The 21,696-nt window shown below is 54.9% G+C and carries 34 protein-coding genes; all 34 read left to right on the top strand.

What is annotated here, in order from left to right:
• Positions 1-4: 4 nt before the first annotated feature.
• The 34 genes from rpoC to rpsK all read left to right on the top strand — a co-directional run bounded on the left by rpoC (position 5) and on the right by rpsK (position 21,695).
• Entirely contained in the window at positions 5-3,568 is a 3,564-nt protein-coding gene (gene rpoC / locus TPH_RS12855) for a DNA-directed RNA polymerase subunit beta' (RefSeq protein WP_015051627.1), read from the top strand.
• 270 nt (positions 3,569-3,838) lie between these two features.
• Positions 3,839-4,081 (top strand): ribosomal L7Ae/L30e/S12e/Gadd45 family protein, encoded by a 243-nt coding sequence (locus TPH_RS12850; RefSeq protein ID WP_015051626.1) that lies wholly within the window; start codon positions 3,839-3,841, stop codon positions 4,079-4,081.
• A gap of 44 nt (positions 4,082-4,125) precedes the next feature.
• The gene (gene rpsL / locus TPH_RS12845) at positions 4,126-4,509 is read left to right on the top strand and encodes a 30S ribosomal protein S12 (protein ID WP_015051625.1); all 384 of its coding nucleotides are present in this window, start codon (positions 4,126-4,128) and stop codon (positions 4,507-4,509) included.
• 88 nt (positions 4,510-4,597) lie between these two features.
• Positions 4,598-5,068 carry a 30S ribosomal protein S7 gene (rpsG, locus tag TPH_RS12840; protein ID WP_015051624.1) on the top strand — a complete coding sequence of 157 codons (471 nt, stop codon included), beginning with the start codon at positions 4,598-4,600 and terminating at the stop codon, positions 5,066-5,068.
• 39 nt (positions 5,069-5,107) lie between these two features.
• A complete protein-coding gene (gene fusA / locus TPH_RS12835) occupies positions 5,108-7,195 on the top strand; it encodes an elongation factor G (RefSeq protein ID WP_015051623.1) in 2,088 nt (695 codons plus the stop codon).
• A gap of 50 nt (positions 7,196-7,245) precedes the next feature.
• Positions 7,246-8,448 carry an elongation factor Tu gene (gene tuf / locus TPH_RS12830; RefSeq protein ID WP_015051622.1) on the top strand — a complete coding sequence of 401 codons (1,203 nt, stop codon included), beginning with the start codon at positions 7,246-7,248 and terminating at the stop codon, positions 8,446-8,448.
• A gap of 65 nt (positions 8,449-8,513) precedes the next feature.
• A complete protein-coding gene (gene rpsJ / locus TPH_RS12825) occupies positions 8,514-8,822 on the top strand; it encodes a 30S ribosomal protein S10 (protein WP_015051621.1) in 309 nt (102 codons plus the stop codon).
• Positions 8,823-8,857: 35 nt separating this feature from the next.
• Positions 8,858-9,487, top strand: coding sequence for a 50S ribosomal protein L3 (gene rplC / locus TPH_RS12820; protein WP_015051620.1), 630 nt, complete (start codon positions 8,858-8,860; stop codon positions 9,485-9,487).
• A 19-nt stretch (positions 9,488-9,506) separates the two neighbouring features.
• Positions 9,507-10,136, top strand: coding sequence for a 50S ribosomal protein L4 (gene rplD / locus TPH_RS12815; RefSeq protein ID WP_015051619.1), 630 nt, complete (start codon positions 9,507-9,509; stop codon positions 10,134-10,136).
• A complete protein-coding gene (rplW, locus tag TPH_RS12810) occupies positions 10,129-10,425 on the top strand; it encodes a 50S ribosomal protein L23 (protein WP_015051618.1) in 297 nt (98 codons plus the stop codon). Before rplD ends, rplW begins: the two co-directional genes overlap by 8 nt.
• A gap of 38 nt (positions 10,426-10,463) precedes the next feature.
• Positions 10,464-11,291 carry a 50S ribosomal protein L2 gene (gene rplB / locus TPH_RS12805; protein WP_015051617.1) on the top strand — a complete coding sequence of 276 codons (828 nt, stop codon included), beginning with the start codon at positions 10,464-10,466 and terminating at the stop codon, positions 11,289-11,291.
• 25 nt (positions 11,292-11,316) lie between these two features.
• The gene (rpsS, locus tag TPH_RS12800) at positions 11,317-11,601 is read left to right on the top strand and encodes a 30S ribosomal protein S19 (protein WP_015051616.1); all 285 of its coding nucleotides are present in this window, start codon (positions 11,317-11,319) and stop codon (positions 11,599-11,601) included.
• 15 nt (positions 11,602-11,616) lie between these two features.
• Positions 11,617-11,958: a 50S ribosomal protein L22 gene (gene rplV / locus TPH_RS12795; RefSeq protein ID WP_015051615.1), complete on the top strand. Its 342-nt coding sequence runs from the start codon at positions 11,617-11,619 to the stop codon at positions 11,956-11,958.
• 2 nt (positions 11,959-11,960) lie between these two features.
• The gene (gene rpsC / locus TPH_RS12790; protein ID WP_015051614.1) at positions 11,961-12,641 is read left to right on the top strand and encodes a 30S ribosomal protein S3; all 681 of its coding nucleotides are present in this window, start codon (positions 11,961-11,963) and stop codon (positions 12,639-12,641) included.
• Positions 12,642-13,079, top strand: a complete 438-nt coding sequence (gene rplP, locus TPH_RS12785; RefSeq protein ID WP_015051613.1) for a 50S ribosomal protein L16 — start codon at positions 12,642-12,644, stop codon at positions 13,077-13,079.
• Positions 13,066-13,299 (top strand): 50S ribosomal protein L29, encoded by a 234-nt coding sequence (gene rpmC / locus TPH_RS12780; protein ID WP_015051612.1) that lies wholly within the window; start codon positions 13,066-13,068, stop codon positions 13,297-13,299. The genes rplP and rpmC overlap by 14 nt, the downstream gene beginning before the upstream one ends.
• Positions 13,300-13,310: 11 nt before the next feature.
• Positions 13,311-13,637: a 30S ribosomal protein S17 gene (gene rpsQ / locus TPH_RS12775; RefSeq protein WP_015051611.1), complete on the top strand. Its 327-nt coding sequence runs from the start codon at positions 13,311-13,313 to the stop codon at positions 13,635-13,637.
• Positions 13,600-13,968 (top strand): 50S ribosomal protein L14, encoded by a 369-nt coding sequence (rplN, locus tag TPH_RS12770; protein ID WP_015051610.1) that lies wholly within the window; start codon positions 13,600-13,602, stop codon positions 13,966-13,968. The genes rpsQ and rplN overlap by 38 nt, the downstream gene beginning before the upstream one ends.
• Positions 13,969-13,984: 16 nt before the next feature.
• On the top strand, positions 13,985-14,311 hold the full coding sequence (gene rplX, locus TPH_RS12765; protein WP_015051609.1) for a 50S ribosomal protein L24: 327 nt from the start codon (positions 13,985-13,987) through the stop codon (positions 14,309-14,311).
• Positions 14,312-14,338: 27 nt separating this feature from the next.
• Entirely contained in the window at positions 14,339-14,875 is a 537-nt protein-coding gene (rplE, locus tag TPH_RS12760) for a 50S ribosomal protein L5 (RefSeq protein WP_015051608.1), read from the top strand.
• Between the two features lie 26 nt (positions 14,876-14,901).
• A complete protein-coding gene (locus TPH_RS12755) occupies positions 14,902-15,087 on the top strand; it encodes a type Z 30S ribosomal protein S14 (protein WP_015051607.1) in 186 nt (61 codons plus the stop codon).
• 25 nt (positions 15,088-15,112) lie between these two features.
• Entirely contained in the window at positions 15,113-15,508 is a 396-nt protein-coding gene (rpsH, locus tag TPH_RS12750) for a 30S ribosomal protein S8 (protein WP_015051606.1), read from the top strand.
• 13 nt (positions 15,509-15,521) lie between these two features.
• Entirely contained in the window at positions 15,522-16,067 is a 546-nt protein-coding gene (gene rplF / locus TPH_RS12745) for a 50S ribosomal protein L6 (protein ID WP_015051605.1), read from the top strand.
• 19 nt (positions 16,068-16,086) lie between these two features.
• Positions 16,087-16,452, top strand: coding sequence for a 50S ribosomal protein L18 (rplR, locus tag TPH_RS12740; protein ID WP_015051604.1), 366 nt, complete (start codon positions 16,087-16,089; stop codon positions 16,450-16,452).
• Between the two features lie 24 nt (positions 16,453-16,476).
• Complete coding sequence (rpsE, locus tag TPH_RS12735) at positions 16,477-16,974, top strand: 30S ribosomal protein S5 (protein ID WP_015051603.1); 498 nt, start codon at positions 16,477-16,479, stop codon at positions 16,972-16,974.
• Positions 16,975-17,034: 60 nt separating this feature from the next.
• On the top strand, positions 17,035-17,475 hold the full coding sequence (gene rplO, locus TPH_RS12730; RefSeq protein ID WP_015051602.1) for a 50S ribosomal protein L15: 441 nt from the start codon (positions 17,035-17,037) through the stop codon (positions 17,473-17,475).
• Positions 17,476-18,750 carry a preprotein translocase subunit SecY gene (gene secY, locus TPH_RS12725; RefSeq protein ID WP_015051601.1) on the top strand — a complete coding sequence of 425 codons (1,275 nt, stop codon included), beginning with the start codon at positions 17,476-17,478 and terminating at the stop codon, positions 18,748-18,750.
• A gap of 19 nt (positions 18,751-18,769) precedes the next feature.
• Entirely contained in the window at positions 18,770-19,420 is a 651-nt protein-coding gene (locus TPH_RS12720; RefSeq protein WP_015051600.1) for an adenylate kinase, read from the top strand.
• A complete protein-coding gene (gene map / locus TPH_RS12715) occupies positions 19,420-20,166 on the top strand; it encodes a type I methionyl aminopeptidase (protein WP_015051599.1) in 747 nt (248 codons plus the stop codon). The genes TPH_RS12720 and map overlap by 1 nt, the downstream gene beginning before the upstream one ends.
• 19 nt (positions 20,167-20,185) lie before the next feature.
• Entirely contained in the window at positions 20,186-20,488 is a 303-nt protein-coding gene (locus TPH_RS12710; RefSeq protein ID WP_015051598.1) for a KOW domain-containing RNA-binding protein, read from the top strand.
• Positions 20,489-20,497: 9 nt separating this feature from the next.
• The gene (gene infA / locus TPH_RS12705) at positions 20,498-20,722 is read left to right on the top strand and encodes a translation initiation factor IF-1 (RefSeq protein ID WP_015051597.1); all 225 of its coding nucleotides are present in this window, start codon (positions 20,498-20,500) and stop codon (positions 20,720-20,722) included.
• 60 nt (positions 20,723-20,782) lie between these two features.
• Entirely contained in the window at positions 20,783-20,896 is a 114-nt protein-coding gene (gene rpmJ / locus TPH_RS12700; protein ID WP_015051596.1) for a 50S ribosomal protein L36, read from the top strand.
• Between the two features lie 19 nt (positions 20,897-20,915).
• Positions 20,916-21,287: a 30S ribosomal protein S13 gene (rpsM, locus tag TPH_RS12695; protein WP_015051595.1), complete on the top strand. Its 372-nt coding sequence runs from the start codon at positions 20,916-20,918 to the stop codon at positions 21,285-21,287.
• 18 nt (positions 21,288-21,305) lie between these two features.
• Positions 21,306-21,695, top strand: a complete 390-nt coding sequence (gene rpsK, locus TPH_RS12690) for a 30S ribosomal protein S11 (RefSeq protein WP_015051594.1) — start codon at positions 21,306-21,308, stop codon at positions 21,693-21,695.
• Position 21,696 lies beyond the last annotated feature (1 nt).

The following is a 21,696-nucleotide window of genomic DNA, read 5'->3' as shown; positions in this document are numbered from 1 at the left end:
TTCTTTGCCGGAAGTAGAGGTCAGCAATCAGATCTTTGAGCGTATCCGGATCGGCCTTGCTTCTCCAGAGCAAATCCGGGCCTGGTCTAGTGGGGAAGTGAAAAAACCGGAGACCATCAATTACCGCACACTAAAACCCGAACGGGACGGACTCTTCTGTGAGCGAATTTTCGGTCCTACCAAAGACTGGGAATGTCACTGCGGAAAGTATAAGCGTGTTCGTTATAAAGGCGTTATCTGTGACCGCTGCGGGGTGGAGGTTACCCGCTCCAAGGTGCGGCGGGAAAGGCTGGGGCATATCGAGCTGGCGGCACCTGTATCCCATATCTGGTATTTTAAGGGGATCCCCAGCCGCATGGGGCTTATTCTGGATATGTCCCCCCGCTCTCTGGAAAAGGTTCTTTACTTCGTTTCCTATATAGTGCTCGATCCTGGTGATGTTCCGGGCCTGACGAAAAAACAGCTGCTGACGGAATCCGAGTACCGGGAGCTGAAGGAGCAGTACGGCAACCGCTTTCGTGCGGGGATGGGGGCCGAAGCCATCAAAGAGCTGCTGGAAGAGATTGATCTGGATGAGCTGTCCGAAGAATTGCGGGCGGAACTCCGGGAGTCTACAGGTCAACGGAAGGTTCGGGCGATTCGGCGCCTGGAAGTGGTGGAGGCTTTCCGGAAATCGGGTGACCGGCCGGAGTGGATGATCCTTGAGGTTATTCCGGTGATCCCGCCGGAGCTGCGGCCGATGGTGCAGCTGGATGGCGGCAGGTTTGCTACCTCCGACCTCAACGACCTTTATCGCAGGGTAATCAACCGCAACAACAGGCTGAAGAGGCTGCTGGACCTGGGAGCTCCTGATATCATCGTCAGGAATGAAAAGCGGATGCTCCAAGAGGCAGTCGATGCGCTTATCGATAACGGAAGGCGCGGCCGCCCGGTGACCGGGCCGGGAAACAGACCGTTGAAGTCTCTCAGCGATATGCTGAAGGGCAAACACGGTCGTTTTCGCCAGAACCTCCTGGGAAAGAGGGTGGACTACTCCGGGCGTTCTGTGATTGTCGTCGGGCCCGAGTTGAAGCTTCATCAGTGCGGTCTTCCCAAGGAAATGGCGCTGGAGCTCTTTAAGCCTTTCGTTATGAAATGCCTGGTAGAAAGGGGCTTTGCTCACAACATCAAGAGCGCCAAGCGCATGGTGGAAAGGGCGCGTCCTGAGGTGTGGGACGTTTTAGAGGATGTTATCAAGGAGCACCCGGTGCTTCTCAACCGTGCGCCCACACTGCACAGGCTGGGGATTCAGGCTTTTGAGCCGATACTGGTTGAGGGTAGGGCGATTCAGATTCACCCCTTGGTCTGCACAGGCTATAACGCCGACTTCGACGGTGACCAGATGGCCGTTCATGTTCCTCTGTCTGCTGAGGCTCAGGCGGAGGCTCGTGTTCTCATGCTTTCGGCTCACAATCTCCTCAACCCGAAGGATGGGCGTCCGGTGGTTGCTCCCACTCAGGACATGGTGCTCGGCTGCTACTACCTGACCATTGACAAAAAAGGTGACCAGGATAAGGGTAAAGTAAAATACTTCCGGGATGCCGATGAAGTCATCTTTGCCTACGAAAGCAAGGAGCTCGACCTGCATTCCCACGTCAAAGTGCGCTACAACGGCAAGATCATCGAGACGACTGTGGGCCGGCTGATCTTCAACCAGGTGATCCCGCCTGAACTGGGGTACTATAATGAAGTTGTGGGGAAGAAAAAGCTGGCCGAGATCATCCATAAGTGCTATCGCAAACTGGGTTACGGGCGAACAGCAAAGCTCCTCGACGGTATTAAGAAACTGGGGTTTACCTACGCCACGAAGGCGGGGATTACCGTGGGGGTGACCGATGTCACCATCCCTCCTGACAAAGAGGAAATCATCGCCAAAGCCGAAAGCGATGTTGAAAAGGTAGAGCAGCAGTACAGAAGAGGGCTGATTACGGAAGATGAGCGTTACGAGAAGGTAACCGGGATCTGGAAGAAGGCCACTGATGAGGTGACCGATTCCCTGCTGGAGCACCTCGATCCCATGAACCCTATCTACATGATGGCCATTTCCGGCGCCCGGGGCAATATCCAGCAGATCCGACAGCTGGCTGGAATGCGCGGCTTAATGGCGGATCCCTCCGGTCAGATTATCGACCTTCCCATCAAGTCCAACTTCAGGGAGGGGCTGACGGTACTGGAGTACTTCATCTCGACGCACGGAGCCAGGAAAGGGCTTGCGGACACTGCCTTAAGAACGGCGGACTCCGGTTACCTGACCCGACGGCTGGTGGATGTTGCTCAGGATGTCATCGTGCGGGAGGATGACTGCGGCACTACAGAGGGATTTATCGTCGAAGCCATCAAAGACGGGGATGACGTCATTGAGTCCTTAGAGGAGAGGATCATCGGCAGAACGGCCTTAAAACCGATTGTCCATCCGGAAACCGGTGAGGTGATCGTCCCGGCAGACGCGGAGATCACGGAGGATGATGCCGAACGCATCGTCCAGGCCGGGATCAAAAAGGTGGAGATCCGCAGCGTGCTCACCTGCCGGACTCGCTACGGAACCTGCAGGAAGTGCTATGGCAGAAATATGGCTACCGGATACCCTGTGGACATCGGTGAGGCTGTGGGCATCATGGCTGCTCAGTCTATCGGCGAACCGGGGACCCAGCTTACCATGCGCACTTTCCATACGGGTGGTGTTGCCGGAGAGGATATTACTCAGGGTTTGCCGCGCGTTGAAGAGCTGTTCGAGGCGCGCAAACCCAAGGGGCAGGCCATAATCGCCGAATGCAACGGCGTCGTCAAGATCAGGGAAGATAAAGAGAGGAAAGAGGTCGAACTCCTGGGTGAGGAAGGAGAAAGGCATGTCTACCAGATACCCTTCGGCTCCCGGCTGCGGGTGGAAGATGGTGACTATGTAGAAGCCGGACAGGAACTGACCGAAGGCTCCATCAACCCCCACGACCTCCTGCAGGTAAAGGGTGTGCGCGCCGTTCAGGACTACCTGCTGCGAGAAGTGCAGCGCGTTTACCGGATGCAGGGAGTGGATATCAACGACAAGCATATTGAGGTCATGATCAGGCAGATACTGCGCAAAGTCAAGGTTGAGGATCCGGGGGATACGGAGCTGCTGCCTGGAGGGCTCATCGATGCCTTTGAACTGGAAGACGAAAACGCCAGAGCTATTGCCGAAGGGAAGAAGCCAGCAACAGCCAAACCGGTGATCCTGGGAATTACCAAGGCCTCTCTGGCAACGGATTCCTTCCTCTCGGCGGCTTCTTTCCAGGAGACAACGAGGGTCTTGACCGAAGCTGCCATCAAGGGGAAGATCGATCCTCTGCTCGGCCTCAAAGAAAACGTCATCATCGGAAAGTTGATCCCGGCGGGTACGGGGATGTCCCGCTACCGCAGTATCAAGGTATACAATCAGGAAGTGGAAGATTCCGAAAAAGCGGGAGAAGAAGCTGGCACTCCAGCGGACCAAAAGGCGTCCGGAGCAGTGCTGGAGGAAGGGAGCGGGGAATTGCAGGTCCCGCACATCAGCTGAGGCAGACGGTGTAGAATTTTTGACAGGCCGTTCTACTGCCGCCGGTGCCAATGAAAAGAAGGTTTGTCTTGCCGGCGCGGCAACCTCCTGGACGTTACCGCGCCGGCAAGGGCAAAGATAAATTAATTACGGGAGCAGGCGTCAACCCGAACGTATTTTCAGGCAGGTGTTGACAAGGTTCTTGTCCGGGTGATAAAATCATCATTGCGATTTTGCCCGGGACCATCTCAACTGCTCTCTGTACGTTAAAATCGAGGAGAGGTGAGGGGGATGCAGAGGCTGGCTCAGGCTCGCCGGAGAACGGTGGGAACCAAGCAAACCCTAAAAGCAGTTGAGAGAGGCCAAGCGCGAATCGTTTATATCGCCAAAGATGCCGAAGAGAGGGTTACCTCCCCTTTGATCAGACTGTGTGAAGAAAAGGGCGTGGAAGTAGTTTATGTAGAATCGATGCAGGAACTGGGAAAGACATGCGGCATCAAGGTTGGAGCAGCCTCGGCGGCAGTTATTGAATAAGTAAGATTGCCGAAAGGGATGTTTGAATAAAAGGAGGTGTTTTCGTGCCAACGCTAAATCAGTTGGTCCGCAAAGGCCGCAAGACGGAGCGGAAGAAGTCTGACGCTCCAGCCTTGAAAGGCTGCCCGCAGAGGCGCGGTGTATGCACCAGGGTGTATACCACGACACCGAAGAAGCCCAACTCGGCCCTGCGGAAAGTGGCCAGGGTGCGCCTGACCAATGGGATGGAGGTAACGGCGTACATCCCCGGCATCGGGCATAACCTGCAGGAACACTCCGTAGTGCTGGTGAGGGGTGGCCGGGTCAAGGATCTTCCCGGTGTCCGCTACCATATCATCAGGGGCGGGCTGGATGCAGCAGGTGTACAGGGAAGAAATCGCGGCCGGTCGAAGTATGGAACCAAAAGGCCTAAGGCAGCTAAAGTGTAGTTGGGGTAACTAAGCGGGTAAAATACGGAGAAAGAAAGCCGATAGCCTTATCCTAATACCGTACGAAGGAAGGGAGGGAAGTCGAGAGGTGCCACGCCGTGGTAGTGTTCCCAAACGTGAGGTGCCACCGGACCCGTTCTACAACAGCAGGGTTTTCACCAAGTTGGTGAACCAGGTCATGTGGGACGGGAAAAAAAGCATTGCCGAAAAGATCTGTTACGGGGCATTTGACCTGATCAGGGAAAAGACGAAAAAGGATCCGATGGAGGTTTTTGAGCAGGCGTTGAAAAACGTTATGCCTGTGCTCGAGGTAAGGGCGCGGCGGGTCGGCGGTGCCAACTATCAGGTGCCTGTGGAGGTGCGACCGGAGCGCCGCCAGACTCTGGGGATCAGGTGGCTGGTGAACTATGCCAGAGCCCGCTCCGGAAAAAGCATGCAGGAGAAGCTGGCTGCGGAGATTATGGATGCCGCCAATAATACGGGAGCGGCTGTGAAGAAGAAAGAGGATACGCATAAGATGGCGGAGGCCAACAAGGCTTTTGCCCATTACCGCTGGTAATTATGTATTAAAATATATACGGAAAGGAGGGATGTGTGCATGGGGCGTGAGGTTCCTCTTGAAAAAATAAGAAATATCGGTATTATGGCTCATATCGATGCCGGCAAAACAACGACAACCGAGCGCATTCTCTTTTATACCGGTCGCGTTTACAGGATCGGCGAGGTCGACGACGGCTCTGCAACCATGGACTGGATGGTGCAGGAACAGGAGCGGGGAATCACCATTATGTCTGCGGCTACAACCTGCAGCTGGCGTGATTTTATTATTAACATTATCGACACGCCCGGGCACGTGGACTTTACGGCGGAGGTTGAGCGCAGTCTGCGTGTGCTTGACGGAGCGGTCGCCATCTTCGACGCAGTGGCGGGGGTGGAGCCGCAGTCGGAGACCGTCTGGAGGCAGGCGGACAGGTACGGCATTCCCCGCGTCGCTTATCTGAACAAAATGGACCGCATCGGGGCCGACTTCTTTCGCTCGGTGAAGATGATCCGCGAGCGCCTGCGGGCAAATGCGGTGCCGATACAGCTTCCCCTCGGCTGCGAAAGCTCCTTCAAGGGGGTTATCGACCTCGTTCGGGACAGGGCGATCATCTATCAGGATGAACTGGGGACGAATTATGTGGAGACTTCTGTTCCGGAGGAGCTGTTGGCCGAGAAGCGCTTTTACAGGGAGCACCTGCTGGAGGCCCTTGCCGAGTTTGATGATCAGCTGATGGTCAACTATCTGGAGGGAAATGAGATAACTGAAGATCAGATTAAGGCGGCCATCAGGAAAGGCACCTTGTCCTGTAAGCTCGTTCCTGTTTTATGCGGATCATCGTTCCATAATAAGGGAGTGCAACCGCTCATCGATGCGATTGTGGATTATCTGCCCTCACCTCTGGACGTGCCTCCGGTCAGAGGCATAGATCCGGAGACGGGGGAGAGCATCGAGAGGAAGGTAGGCGACGGAGAGCCGCTGACCGCTCTGGCCTTCAAGGTGCAGACGGACAGCTATGTGGGCAAGCTGGTTTTCCTGCGCATCTATTCCGGATCGCTGAAGAGCGGGGATGTCGTCTTCAACGCTACTAAGAAGAAAAAGGAACGGATCGGCCGATTGCTGAAAATGCATGCCAACCACCGCCAGGATGTCGAAAGCGCCCATACGGGAGAGATCATTGCGGCGGTTGGACTGAAAGAGACCGTGACCGGAGACACCCTGTGCCGGGAAGATGAGCCGATAATTTTAGAAGCGATGTCTTTCCCAGACCCGGTAATATCTGTTGCTATCGAGCCGAAAACGAAAGCGGATCAGGAACGGATAGGCACGGCTCTGCACCGTCTTGCCGAGGAAGACCCGACTTTCCGTATTCACACGGACCACGAGACAGGTCAGACGCTGATCAGCGGGATGGGTGAACTGCATCTGGAAATAATCGTTGACCGCCTCTTGAGGGAGTTTCATGTGGAGGCGAATGTCGGCAAACCGCAGGTCGCTTATAAAGAGACCATCAAGGGTAAAGCCCGGGGAGAGGGGAAATACATCCGGCAGACGGGAGGCCATGGTCAGTACGGCCATGTTGTGCTGGAGATAGAGCCTCTTCCTGCTGGTAAGGGCTTTGAATTTGAGGACCGCACTACAGGAGGGATAATCCCGAAAGAGTATTACGCCGCCATCACCAGCGGGATCAAAGAGGCAATGGAGAGCGGTGTGCTGGCGGGCTATCCTGTAGTAGACGTTAAGGCGGTTCTGGTGGGAGGGTCCTTCCATGAGGTGGACTCTTCGGATATAGCTTTTAAGATTGCGGGAGCCATGGCATTCCGTGATGCAGCTGAAAAAGCCAAAACGGTGCTTTTGGAGCCGGTTATGCGCATAGAGATCACCGTTCCCGTAGAGTACTTCGGAGATGTACTCGGTGACTTTAACTCACGGCGGGGCAAGATCGAGTCGACGGAACTCCGCGGCAACCAGCAGGTGATCAGAGGGCTGGTGCCGCTGGCGGAAATGTTCGGCTATGCTACAGACCTGAGGTCGATCACGCAGGGGCGTGGTAACTACGTGATGCAGTACGATCACTATGCCCAGGCGCCTCAGGATATCAGCAAGCATCTTATGATGATGCGGGGATACGGCTTCGCTGTTTAAGCGATGATACTATTAATAAATTTAACATTTTAGAAAGGAAGGATTGAGAGATGGCAAAGAAGAAGTTTGAGCGTACCAAGCCGCATGTGAACATCGGGACGATTGGTCACGTCGACCACGGCAAAACCACTCTGACCTCGGCGATCACCAAGGTCCTCAGTCAGAAGGGATTGGCTAACGCAACCGAATACGGGGAGATCGACAAGGCTCCGGAAGAGCGGGAGCGCGGGATCACTATTGCCATTGCTCACGTTGAATACGAAACCGAAAAGCGCCACTATGCCCATGTGGACTGCCCGGGGCACGCCGACTACATTAAAAACATGATCACGGGGGCGGCCCAGATGGACGGGGCGATCCTGGTCGTTTCCGCCGCCGACGGGCCCATGCCGCAGACTCGCGAGCATATCCTCCTTGCCCGTCAGGTTGGGGTGCCCAGGATTGTGGTCTTCCTCAACAAGGCCGATATGGTTGACGATCCCGAGCTGATGGAGCTGGTTGAGCTGGAGGTCCGGGAGCTTCTGAGCGAGTACGAGTTCCCCGGGGACGAGATCCCGATCATTGCCGGCAGTGCTCTCAAGGCCATGGAGTGCGGCTGCGGCAAAGAGGACTGCCCGCACTGCAGCGCCATTCTCAAGCTGATGGATGCTGTTGATGAATACTTCCCTGAACCGCAGCGGGACATTGATAAGCCCTTCTTGATGCCGATTGAAGACGTCTTTACGATTACCGGACGCGGCACCGTCGTTACCGGCAGGGTCGAGCGCGGCGTTGTTAAGGTCGGGGATGAGGTTGAGATCATCGGCTTCCAGGATGAGCCGCGCAAGACCGTCGTAACAGGTGTGGAAATGTTCCGCAAGCTGCTGGATCAGGGTATGGCCGGAGATAATATCGGTGTGCTCCTGAGAGGTGTAGACAGGAAAGAGGTGGAGCGTGGTCAGGTTATTGCCAAGCCGGGTTCGGTAAAGCCGCACATCAAGTTCAAGGGAGAGGTCTACGTATTGACGAAGGAGGAGGGCGGTCGCCACACACCGTTCTTTGAGGGTTACAGGCCGCAGTTCTACTTCCGGACTACCGACGTGACAGGAGTCATTAAGATGCCGGAAGGTGTGGAAATGGTTATGCCCGGTGACAATGTGAACATGGAAGTCGAGCTGATCACCCCCATTGCCATGGAAGAGGGCCTGCGCTTCGCTATTCGTGAGGGAGGCCGTACTGTGGGCGCCGGTGTGGTAACCAAGATCATCGAATAAGCAACCCCGGCTTCTTAAAAAAGAAGCCGGAAAGAGAGGCGAGGTCTGCTTAAGGAGGGATGAGAGTGGCGCGCCAGAAGATACGCATTAGGCTGAAGGCGTTTGATCATAAAATCCTCGACCAGTCAGCCCAGAAGATCGTAGAAACGGCAAGGCGCACAGGGGCGTTGATTTCAGGGCCCGTACCGCTGCCGACGGAAAAGAGTATCATTACTATTTTGCGGTCTCCCCATGTAAACAAGGATTCCCGGGAGCAGTTTGAGATGCGCACCCATAAACGGCTGATCGACATCATGGAACCGACTCCGAAAACGATCGATGCCCTCATGCGTCTCGACCTTCCGGCAGGGGTTGATATCGAGATTAAACTCTAAATTGCCGGATGGTCGGGGATTAGGAGGTGAAGAAATTGTCCAATGGTATACTCGGCCGCAAAGTAGGCATGTCGCAGGTTTTTGATGAGGAAGGAAAGGCGGTGCCGGTGACCGTAATAGAAGCGGGTCCCTGCTATGTCGTTCAAAAGAAAACTCCGGAGCGAGATGGATACGCCGCCTTACAGCTCGGTTTTGGAGAGGTTGAAGCCAATAAGTTGAACCGCCCCTTGCGCGGCCATTTCACTAAAAGTGGTGTCAAGCCGCTCCGTTTCCTTAAAGAGATCCGCCTTGATAGCGATGCCGTAGACAGTTATGAAGTGGGTCAGGAAGTGAAGGTTGATATTTTCAACCCCGGCGACTACGTAGATGTCCAGGGTGTCACTAAAGGTAAAGGGTTTGCCGGAGGCATCAAGAGACACGGCTTCCACCGCGGGCCTATGAAGCACGGTTCAAAATACCACCGCAGGCCCGGTTCTCTGGGGGCAAAGGGGCCTGCGCGGGTCTTTAAGGGAAGAAAGCTACCAGGCAGAGCAGGCGGGGAAATGAGAACGGTGAAAAACCTTAAGGTTGTCAAGGTTGATCCCGAACACAATCTCCTGCTGGTGCGCGGAGCAGTCCCTGGACCCCGGATGGGACTGCTCCTGATTAAAAATTCGGCGCGATAGCCGGAAAGGAGGAGAAGGAATGCCCAAAGCAGCATTGTTCAATACAGAAGGTGTCAGGATCGGAGAAGTAGAACTCCGGGATGATGTCTTTGGCGTCCCGGTCAATGAGCACGTCCTCCATCAGGCTGTAGTGCGTCACCTGGCCAACAGGAGAGCCGGAACCGCTGCAACCAAAACGCGCGGTGAGGTTCAGGGAACCGGCCGCAAACCCTGGCGGCAAAAGGGTACTGGCCGGGCGCGGGTTGGAAGCATTCGGTCGCCTTTATGGCGTGGGGGAGGGATCGTTTTTGGTCCCCAGCCCCGCAGCTACCGACAGGCTATGCCGCGCAAGATGCGCCGGTTGGCTCTGAAATCGGCGCTGTCGGCCCGGGCGAATGAGGGAGCCATGATCGTTATCGAAGATATTCAGCTTCCGGAACCGAAGACCAAAGAAGCCATTAAACTTTTGCAGTCCTTAGACGCCGTGTCCAATGCCCTGATCGTTACCGGGAGGGAGATGCCGCTGGTAGAAAGGGCGACGCGCAACATTCCGGGAGTGCGGTTGACCATGGCGGAGCGATTGAACACTTATGATGTGCTGTTGGCTGATAAGCTGGTCTTAACCCGGGAAGCCCTGGACAAGATCGAGGAGGTGCTCGGCAATGCGTAGTCCGCATGACGTCCTCATCAGGCCACTGGTGACGGAAAAAGCGGTGAATCTGGCCCAGGAACAGAACAAGTACACCTTTTATGTGGATAAAAGGGCGAACAAGATTGAGATTAAAAAGGCTGTTGAGGATCTCTTTAAGGTCAAGGTTCTTTCGGTAAATACGATCAACGTCAAGGGGAAGAAAAAGCGGGTTGGCCGTTATGAGGGCCGGACACCGGAACGCAAGAAAGCGATTGTTACCTTAAGACCGGGTGATAAGATCGACATCTTCGAGGGGCTACTCTCTTAGTCAGAGTAATGATTACGGCAGCGGAAGGAGGGACAATGATGGGTATTAAAAAATACAAACCGACATCTCCCGGAAGGCGCCATATGAGCGTGCTTACTTTTGAGGAACTGAGTGATGTGGAACCGGAAAGGTCCCTGATCGAGCCTTTGCGAAAAAAGTCGGGGCGTAATAACACGGGACGCATTACGGTGCGCCATAGGGGTGGAGGTGCCAAGCGCTTTTACCGGGTTATTGACTTCAAACGGGATAAGGATGGGATTCCTGCCCGGGTGGCGACGTTGGAATACGACCCAAACCGCTCCGCCAATATTGCCCTGCTCAACTACGCGGACGGGGAAAAGCGGTACATCCTGGCTCCGCAGGGGCTTAAGGTGGGAGACACCGTAATCTCGGGCAAAGATGCCGATATTAAGCCGGGAAATGCCCTCCCCTTACGCAATATTCCAGTCGGGACTCTGGTTCATAATATTGAGATGAAGCCGGGGGGCGGAGGCAAACTGGTGCGCTCGGCCGGGGCCGTTGCCCAGGTGATGGCCAGGGAGGGTGATTATGCCACCATCAGGATGCCTTCAGGGGAAATGCGGATGATCCACGCCGACTGCAAAGCCACCGTGGGACAGGTCGGCAATGTCGACCACGAGAATATAAGCTACGGTAAAGCAGGAAGGAAGCGCCTGATGGGTGTGAGGCCGACCGTGCGCGGCGTCGTGATGAATCCTGTTGACCATCCGCACGGCGGTGGTGAAGGGAAATCGCCGATCGGCCGCAATCCGGTAACGCCGTGGGGCAAGCCGGCTTTAGGTGCCAAGACGCGCAAAAAGAACAAGGCCTCTGATCAGTTCATTATCAAGCGGCGCGCGAAGTAAGTGGCGCCCGAGGAGGGATGCAAGCTTGGGTCGTTCTCTCAAAAAAGGGCCTTATTGTGACCCGAAGTTGTTAAAAAAGATCGTTGAAATGAATGAAAAGGGCGAAAAAAGGGTGATCAAAACCTGGTCGCGGCGTTCGACGATTTTTCCGGAGATGGTTGGCCATACGATAGCGGTGCATGACGGGCGGAGGCATGTTCCCATCTACATCACCGAGGACATGGTGGGACACAAACTGGGTGAATTTGCACCGACCCGACATTTCCGCGGCCACGGCGCCCACACCGAACGCTCGACTGCGCTCAAGTAGAAGGAGTGAGGTATTGTGGAAGCAAGGGCTGTAGCGCGCTATATCTGGATTTCCCCGCGCAAGGTAAGGCAGGTAGCAGACCTGGTGCGGGGGAAAAGCGTAGCCGAAGCGCTGGGAATTTTGCGCTTCATGCCGCAGAGAGCAGCAGTACCCATTACCAAGGTTGTCAAATCTGCTGTTGCCAACGCCGAGCATAACTACAACCTCGACCGGGATGATCTCTATATCAAAAGAATCTTTGTAGACGAGGGGCCAACCCTCAAGCGTTACAGGCCGAGGGCACGGGGTAGGGCAGACCTCAGACGCAGAAGAACGAGTCACATCACGGTAGTCGTTGCAGAGCGAAAGGAGGGGTGAAGTTGGGACAAAAGGTGCATCCTAAGGGGCTTCGCCTGGGTGTCATCAAGGAATGGGATTCCAGGTGGTATGCCGATAAGAATTACCGGGAGCTGCTCCATGAGGATATCGTGCTCCGGAATTATATCAAGAAGCGCCTTTATATTGCCGGTGTTTCTCGAATTGAGATCGAGCGGGCGGCAAACCGCGTGCGGGTTACTATTCATACCGCCAAGCCCGGTATCGTTATCGGGCGTGGAGGAACCGAGGTGGAGGCTCTGCGCAAAGACCTGGAGAAGCTATCCGGCAAGCAGGTCAGCGTCAACATTGTGGAAGTAAAGAAGCCGGAACTTGACGCGCAGCTGGTTGCCGAAAGTGTGGCAGCCCAGCTGGAAAAGCGCGTGGCATTTCGCAGGGCGATGAAGCAGGCTGTTTTCAGGGCAATGCGGATGGGAGCGCAGGGAATCCGGATTGCCGTTAGCGGAAGGCTGGCCGGCGCGGAAATGGCCCGTTCTGAGTGGTACAGCGAAGGCAAAGTTCCCCTCCACACCCTGCGTGCCGATATCGAGTACGGATTTGCAGAAGCCAGCACCCAGTACGGAAAGATCGGGGTTAAAGTCTGGATTTACCTGGGAGAGGTACTGCCCGAGAAAAATCCGTCAGCACAGGAAAAAGGTGATGCTGCAGAAGGGGGCGGAGCGTAAATGTTAATGCCTAAGAGGGTTAAGTATAGAAAGCCGCACTTAGTCCGCCCGAAGGGGAAAGTCAAGCGCGGATGTGAGGTGACTTTCGGTGAGTACGGTCTTCAATCTTTGGAGGCCGGATGGATCAGCGCCCGGCAGATCGAGGCTGCTCGTATTGCCATGACCCGTTACATCAAGCGCGGAGGGAAGGTTTGGATCAAGATTTTCCCTCAGCAGCCTGTTACCGCCAAGCCGGCGGAAACAAGAATGGGCAGTGGAAAGGGAACGCCCGATTACTGGGTAGCTGTGGTGAAACCTGGCCGGGTGCTTTTTGAGCTGGCCGGAGTTTCAGAGGATGTAGCACGTGAAGCCATGCGTCTGGCAAGCCACAAATTGCCCGTCAAAACCCGATTTATCAAACGGCAGGAAGCAGGTGGTGAGGCCGGTGAAGAAGGTTAAGGAACTGCGAGAGCTGACAGACGAAGAACTGCAGAGGAAATTAATCGACCTGAAGGACGAATTGTTCCGCCTGCGCTTCCAGCTGGCGACGGGTCAGCTGGAGAACCCTATGCGCATCCGTGAGGTTAAGCGTAATTTTGCCCGGGCGAAGACCATTATCCGGGAAAGGGAGATCATGCGTCAGCGCGGAGAGAATATCGAGTCTGGCCTGGGCAGATAGGGGGTGTCGATTTGGCTGAGCGAGCGAGGCGCAAAACGCGGATCGGAAGAGTAGTCAGCGATAAGATGGATAAAACTGTTGTTGTTGCAGTCGAAACTGCGGTACAGCATCCTCTCTACGGTCGAATTGTCCGGCGCACTAAGAAATTCAAGGCTCATGACGAAAACAATGAGTGCCGGATCGGTGACCAGGTGAAGATCATGGAGACCCGCCCTTTGAGCAAGGAGAAAAGATGGCGGGTGGTAGAGATTCTGCAGCGCGCCGATGAAGTAGGGCCGCCTGGAAAGGAGGATGAAGTAATTGATCCAGCCACAGACAATATTGAAAGCGGGAGATAATACAGGAGCCAAAAAACTCATGTGCATCAGGGTTTTAGGCGGTTCTATGCGCCGCTACGCCTCCGTCGGTGATGTTATTGTAGCCAGCGTCAAGGACGCCACACCGGGGGGTATGGTTAAGAAAGGGGATATCGTCAAAGCTGTGGTGGTCAGGACGAAGAAGGAGATCCGCAGACCGGACGGTTCCTACATCAAGTTCAGCGAAAACGCCGCAGTGATCTTGAGCGACGAGAAAAACCCCCGCGGGACGAGAATTTTTGGCCCTGTAGCGCGTGAGCTGCGCGAAAAGGATTTTATGAAGATAATTTCCCTGGCGCCAGAGGTCCTCTAGGAGCGGAGGTGAAACCATGTCTCAGGTCAAGCTGCATGTTCGCAAAGGGGATACAGTCTACATCCTGACCGGCAAAGACGCCGGCAAAAGGGGAAAGGTGCTGCAGGCCATCCCTTCCCGGAGAAAGGTTATAGTGGAAGGGGTAAATGTGGTTAAAAAACACACCAGGCCGACAAAGGCCCTCCCTCAGGGAGGTATTGTTGAGAAAGAGGCGCCCATTGACAGCTCCAACGTGATGCTTGTCTGCACCAAGTGCGACAAGCCTACCAGGGTTGCCAAGAAACTGGTCGACGACAGATACTATCGGGCGTGTAAGAGGTGCGGGGAAATTATCGATAAGTAGTGGTTATGGTAAAGGAGGGAGCAGCAGATGGGTCTAAAAGAACGCTACCGCAGCGAAGTCATCCCCCAGCTGATGAAGAAGTTCAACTACCGCAACGTGATGGAAGCTCCCCGTTTGGAGAAGATAGTTATCAATATGGGGGTAGGCGAAGCGATTCAGAACCCCAAGGCCCTGGAGGCTGCGGTGAACGATCTGGCGCAGATCACAGGTCAGCGCCCGATCGTTACGAAGGCCAGAAAATCAATTGCAGCATTCAAGCTGCGGGCGGGGATGAAGATCGGCTGCAAGGTCACCCTGCGCGGTGACCGAATGTATGATTTTATGGAAAAGCTGGTTAACGTGGTGCTGCCGCGTGTCCGGGACTTTCGCGGGGTTTCGGCGAGATCCTTTGACGGCAGGGGGAATTACACCCTTGGCTTGAGGGAGCAGGTGATCTTCCCGGAGATTGAGTACGACAAGATCGATAAAGTGCGCGGCATGGATATAACCATCGTCACAACGGCGAAAACCGATGAAGAAGCTCGGGAGCTGTTGAGGTTCATGGGGATGCCTTTCCGGGAATAAATCGGGATGAAAAAGGAGGGAAATAGGTGGCCAAAAAGTCGCTTATTGCGAAGCAGCGGAGAAAGCCTAAATTCACAGTCAGGGCTTACAACAGGTGCCCTCTTTGTGGCAGGCCACGCGCTTACCTGCGCAAATTTGGAATGTGCCGTATCTGTTTCCGGGAGCTTGCCTCTAGGGGTGAGATCCCCGGGGTTGTCAAAGCCAGCTGGTAAGACGGCACTAAGGAGGTTGAAGAAGATGATGACGGATCCCATTGCAGATTTCCTGACAAGGATTCGCAATGCAAACCAGGTTTATCGGGAACGCGTGGAAGTGCCTGCATCGAATATGAAAAAGTCCCTGGCGGAAATCATGAAGAGAGAGGGATTTATCAAGACCTACGAGGTTGTGGACGACGGCAAGCAGGGAATCTTGCGCCTCTATCTGAAGTACGGGCCGAACCGCCAGAAGGTGATTTCTGGCCTGAAGAGGATCAGCAAACCGGGTCTGCGCGTCTATGTCAAGAAAGATGAGATTCCTAAAGTGCTGGGCGGTCTCGGTGTGGCCGTGATTTCCACGTCCAAGGGCTTGATGACCGATAAGCAGGCCAGGCAGGAGGGCCTCGGTGGCGAAGTAATCTGTTATATATGGTAAGGGAGGTGGCACCATGTCCAGAGTGGGACGCCTTCCGGTGACAATACCGGCAGGAGTTGAAGTAAAGCTCGAGAAGAACCTGGTCGAGGTTAAGGGCCCGAAAGGGAAAATTACCAAGGAAATGCACCCCGATATCGAATTGTCAATCGAGGGCGATAAGCTCTTTGTCAAACGCCCTTCCGATGAGAAACAGCACCGCTCCCTCCATGGTCTGACCAGAACGCTGGTCCAGAATATGGTGGACGGGGTGACCAAAGGGTTCAGTAAGAGTCTCGACCTGGTCGGCGTCGGTTATCGTGCTGCGAAACAGGGGAAAAAGCTGGTGCTGACCATAGGATATTCCCACCAGGTGGAGATCGAGCCTGAGGAGGGCCTGGAAATAGAGGTTCCTGCGGCCAATAAGGTCGTGGTGAAGGGGATCGACAAGGAAAAGGTGGGAGCCCTGGCCGCCCGGATCAGAAGCGTACGCAAACCCGAGCCTTATAAAGGGAAGGGAATCAAGTACGAGGACGAAGTGGTCAGGCGCAAGGTCGGCAAAGCCGGAGTTAAGGGGAAGTAAGTAAGGGGTGTGAGCACGGATGTCCAAGGAATCGCGCGCTGAAGTTCGCAAGCGCAAACACCTCCGTGTGCGCAAGAAGGTTTTCGGCACACCGGAGAGGCCACGGCTTAGCGTTTACAAGAGCCTTAATCATATTTACGCTCAGGTCATCGATGATACTAAAGGCAAAACACTTGCCGCCGCTTCCACCCTCTCCCCGGAGATCAGGGGAGAGGTCAAAGGCAAGAAGAACATTGCCGCCGCTCAGATGGTGGGACGGCTGATCGCCAAAAAGGCTCTGGAAAGAGGAATCAAGAAGGTCGTTTTTGACCGGGGCGGCTATTTATATCATGGCAGGATAGCTGCTCTTGCCGATGCGGCAAGGGAACAAGGGCTGGACTTCTAAAGAGGAAGGGAGGGAGTAATAGTTTTGCGCATTGACCCCGATACGCTTGAATTAACGGAAAAAGTCGTCAGCATCAACCGCGTTGCTAAAGTTGTTAAAGGCGGACGCAGATTCAGCTTCAGCGCCCTGGTTGTTGTAGGTGATGGGCAGGGGCATGTAGGAGCAGGATTGGGCAAGGCCGGCGAGGTGCCGGAGGCGATCCGCAAAGGTGTGGAAGATGCTAAGAAGAACCTGTTGGAGGTACCGATGAGAGGCACCACCATTACTCATGAGGTGATCGGTGAGTTCGGTGCCGGCAAGGTTCTGTTGAAGCCGGCCAGGCCCGGTACCGGAGTGATCGCCGGAGGCCCTGTACGGGCGGTGCTTGAGGCAGCAGGGATCCAGGATATCCTCACGAAATCTCTGGGGTCTTCCAATGCCAACAATATGGTGCGTGCTACTCTAGAAGGTCTGAGGAGCCTGAAACGGGCGGAAGAAGTGGCTCGCCTGCGCGGCAAGACGGTAGAAGAATTGTTTGGCTAATGAAAGGGCTGTGGAACAAGGTCATTTACGCAACAGTGGCCGAGAAAGGGGGGTGAATTTGTGAAACTCCATGAGTTGAGGCCTGCGCCGGGAGCACGGGCAGTGAGGGTGCGCAAGGGGCGCGGCATCGGTTCCGGCCTCGGGAAAACGGCTGGCCGGGGGCATAAAGGCCAAAAGGCGCGTTCCGGCGGCAGCATCAGGCGCGGCTTCGAAGGCGGGCAGATGCCTCTCTACAGGCGTATCCCCAAGCGCGGATTTACCAATGTCTTTCGGGAAGAGGTGGCGGTCGTTAACGTTAAGGATCTGGACCGCTTCCCAGCCGGTGCCGTTGTCACGCCGCAGCTGCTGCGTGATCACGGGTTAGTAAAGAAGCGCGACGTGAAGGTGAAGCTGCTCGGCAAAGGTGAAATCAAGCACCCGTTGACCGTTCAGGTGCACGCAGTCAGCAAAGGCGCTGCTGAAAAGATCGCTGCAGCGGGCGGCAAAGTCGAGGTGATCTAAGTGTTTGAATCCCTGCGGAACGCCTGGAAGGTAGAGGAATTGAGAAGAAAGATCGGTTTTACGCTGCTGATGTTCCTCATCTTCCGGATTGGGGCGCACGTTCCGGTACCCGGTATCAATCCTGAAGTACTGGAAAAGCTTTTTGAAGGCCAGTTGTTCGGGATCTTTGATGTAATCTCCGGTGGTGCTTTCCGGCGCCTGTCTGTTTTCGCCATGAGCATCACCCCTTACATCAATGCCTCTATTATCATGCAACTGCTGACCATCGTTATTCCCCGCTTGGAGCAGTTGTCCAAGGAAGGGGAAGCCGGGAGAAAGGTGATCGTCCAATATACCCGGTACGGCACGGTCTTGCTCGGATTCATTCAGGCCATCGGGATGGCCATTGCCCTTGGACGCCCGATGCAGGGAATGCCTCCGGCGATCAACAATCCCGGGATCGGTACTTATCTTATGATCGCCATTATTCTGACTGCAGGCACCGCATTTTTGATGTGGCTGGGTGAGATGATAACCGAAAAGGGAATCGGGAACGGGATATCTTTGATAATTTTTGCGGGAATCGTTTCCCGCCTCCCTTCAGGAGCGGCGAGCATCCTGCAGCAGTTATCGGCAGGGGTAATACCGATTACCAGCGTCATTATCCTCGTCGTGCTGGGGCTCCTGATTATTGCCGGGGTCGTTGCCGTCAACGAGGGGCAACGCCGCATTCCGGTTCAGTATGCCAAGCGGGTGATGGGGCGTAAGGTCTACGGCGGGCAGAGCACCCATATTCCTCTGCGAGTAAATCAGGCGGGGGTTATTCCCATTATCTTCGCCATGTCGCTGATGCTCTTCCCCGTCCAGATCGCCAGGTGGATCGATCACCCGTGGGCACGGGCGGTGGAATCCGCACTGGGCTTTGGAACCGCTTTGAACTCGGTTCTCTACGCCCTGCTGATCATTTTCTTTACTTATTTTTATACGGCGATCATTTTCAACCCGATGGATGTGGCCGACAATCTCAAAAAGTACGGCGGTTTTGTACCCGGGCTAAGGCCCGGCAGACCGACGGGAGAGTACATCAACCGCGTCCTAACGAGGCTGACCCTGGCAGGTGCCGTTTTCCTGGCTCTGATTGCCATTCTGCCGAATTTTATGATCACCTTTACGAAAATCCCGACTCTCTATTTTGGGGGAACCGCCCTGCTGATCGTCGTTGGTGTCGCTCTAGAAACCATGAAGCAGTTTGAATCCTATCTTCTGATGCGGCACTACCAGGGCTTTATGAAATAAACTGTGGAGTGGAGACAAGATGAGGATTTTGATCATGGGACCGCCGGGTGCCGGTAAGGGAACCCAGGCTGTGAAGATAGCATCATTTTGCGAGATCCCTCATATTTCTACCGGTGATATTTTCCGGGCGGCAATCCGGGAAGGTACCGAGCTGGGCAGGAAACTCAAGGGATACCTGGATGAGGGGAAACTGGTTCCGGATGAGGTTACCGTGGAGGTAATCCGGGAAAGGTTGCAGAAGCCCGACTGCGCGAAGGGCTTTTTGCTCGACGGGTTCCCCCGCACCGTTCCTCAGGCAAAAGCCCTTGACGGTATGCTGAAGGAAATGAATACATCCCTGGATGTCGTTCTGAACATCGAGGTGGCTTCGCAGGTGCTGCTGGAACGGCTGACGGGGCGAAGAGTCTGCCGCCATTGCGGCGCTACCTTCCACGTGGTCTACCAGCCGCCGCGTAGGGAAGGCGTTTGTGACCGGTGCGGAGGAGAGCTCTACCAGAGGAGCGATGACACCGAGAGAGTCGTCTCCGAACGCCTCGAAGTCTACGCCAGGCAAACCGCTCCCCTTCTCGAGTATTATCAGGAGCGCGGCCTGCTCCGAAAGGTCAATGGAGAGCTTTCCATCGACGAGGTCTGGCTGGAAATCGAAAAGATCTTAAGGAGCCTTGTTTGATGATTATTTTAAAATCCAGGCAGGAAATCGCCTATATGCGGCAGGCGGGGCGAATCGTTGCTTTGACATTGCAGGAGCTGGGGAAAAGGGTGCGCCCTGGGGTAACCACAGGTGAACTGAACCAGTTTGCAGATGACTTCATCAGGCGAGCCGGTGGTGTTCCTGCTTTTCTCAATTACCAAGGGTTTCCTGCCAGCATCTGCACCTCGGTTAATAACGAGGTTGTGCACGGGATTCCTGGTTTAAGAAGGTTGGAAAACGGGGATATTATCAGTATTGATGTTGGAGCCTTTTATCAAGGGTATTGTGGGGATTCCTCCTACACCTTTCCGGTGGGAGAAATATCGGAGGAAGCGCGGCGCCTGCTGGAGGTGACCAGAGAGGCGCTGGAGCGCGGGATTGCCCAGGCCGTACCGGGGAACCGGATCGGGGACATCAGCTTTGCGATCCAGAGCTTCGTTGAAGGGCATGGTTATCAGGTTGTCCGGGATTTCGTTGGGCACGGTATCGGAAAGAAGATGCACGAAGAACCCCAGGTGCCGAACTTCGGAAAGCCCGGCCATGGACCGCGGCTGGAACCGGGGATGGCGCTGGCCATTGAACCGATGGTCAATGCCGGAACCTATGAGGTAGCAGTCATGCCCAACCACTGGACTGTGGTGACAAAGGACGGCAGCCTTTCCGCTCACTTTGAGCATACGGTGGTCGTGACCGAGGGACAGCCAGAGGTTCTGACCCGGCTTTGAAAGTGAGGTTGGCGGCGGGATGGAGAGTTCTCTGAAGATCGGCCAGCTGGTCTGCTCTAAGCGAGGCCGCGATCGCGGAAGGTTCTACCTTGTCCTGGAGATAATCAACGAGACCTTTGTTTACCTGGTTGACGGTGAAAAGCGGAGAATGGAAAATCCCAAACCGAAGAATGTCAAACACTTAAAGGCATATCCTATGGTTGCCGAAAACCTGGCTTCCCAGTGGGAGGCAGGTCAGTATTCGGGAAACAGTGAGATACGCAGGGTTATTGCCGAATTTAAGCAAACCCTGCTGAACCAGGAATCCGAAACAAGGGGGTAGAGAAATGATATGCCCAAGTCCAAGCCGAATGTAATCGAAGTGGAAGGTACTGTTATTGAAGCACTGCCTAACGCTATGTTCAAAGTTGAGCTTGCCAACGGGCACAGGCTGCTGGCGCACGTCTCCGGGAAGATGCGGATGAACTTCATCCGGATTCTGGCCGGTGATCGCGTCACCGTGGAGCTTTCACCCTATGACCTGACCCGGGGGCGGATCGTCTATCGTTATAAATAATGTAACCTTCATTTTGATTTTCATGCGTGGCGACGGCAGTCAGGGAGGGAGGTATGGTCCATGAAAGTGCGGGCCTCTGTGAAGCCCATTTGTGAGAAATGCAAAGTGATCAGACGCAAGGGGAAGGTAATGATTATCTGTGAGAACCCCAAGCACAAACAAAAGCAAGGTTAGCTGGTTAGGAGGCTGAAATATGGCAAGAATTGCCGGTGTCGATTTACCGCGTGATAAACGGGTGGATGTGGCCCTTACCTATATTTACGGGATCGGTAGAACCTCCGCGCAGGAAGTCCTACGAAAAACGGGCGTCAAACCGGAAACCAGGGTTAAAGACCTCACCGAAGAAGAGGTCGGCAAGCTGCAGGATGTCATCGATCGCGAATACAAGGTCGAAGGCGACCTGCGCCGCGAGGTGTCCATGAACATCAAGCGCCTGATTGAGATCGGCTGTTACCGCGGGCTGCGCCACCGCAGGGGGTTGCCGACGCGGGGGCAGCGCACGCGCACCAATGCCCGGACGCGCAAAGGCCCTCGCAAAACCGTTGGCGTCCACAGGAAGAAATAGTGAGAAGGGAGGAATAATGTGGCAAGGCCGAAAGCAAGGATTAAGCGGAAAGAGCGCAAGAATATCGAGCACGGGATTGCCCACATCAAGTCGACCTTTAACAATACCATCATTACTATTACAGATACTAACGGCAATGCCATAGCCTGGGCGAGCGCCGGTACTATGGGCTTTAAAGGAACCCGGAAAGGTACCCCTTTTGCCGCCCAAATGGCTGCTGAAGCGGCTGCAAAAGCCGCCATGGAACATGGTATGAAACAGGTTGAGGCTTATGTCAAAGGGCCCGGCGGTGGCAGGGAGGCTGCCATCAGGTCGCTGCAGGCTGCCGGTTTAGAAGTCAACATGATCAAGGATGTAACCCCTATTCCACATAACGGCTGCCGGCCTCCGAAGCGCCGGCGCGTCTGAG

The sequence above is a fragment of the Thermacetogenium phaeum DSM 12270 genome, assembly GCF_000305935.1.
Classification (GTDB): domain Bacteria; phylum Bacillota; class DSM-12270; order Thermacetogeniales; family Thermacetogeniaceae; genus Thermacetogenium; species Thermacetogenium phaeum.
Note: the sequence above shows the minus strand (reverse complement) of the source record. Positions and strands in the feature narration are given on the sequence as shown.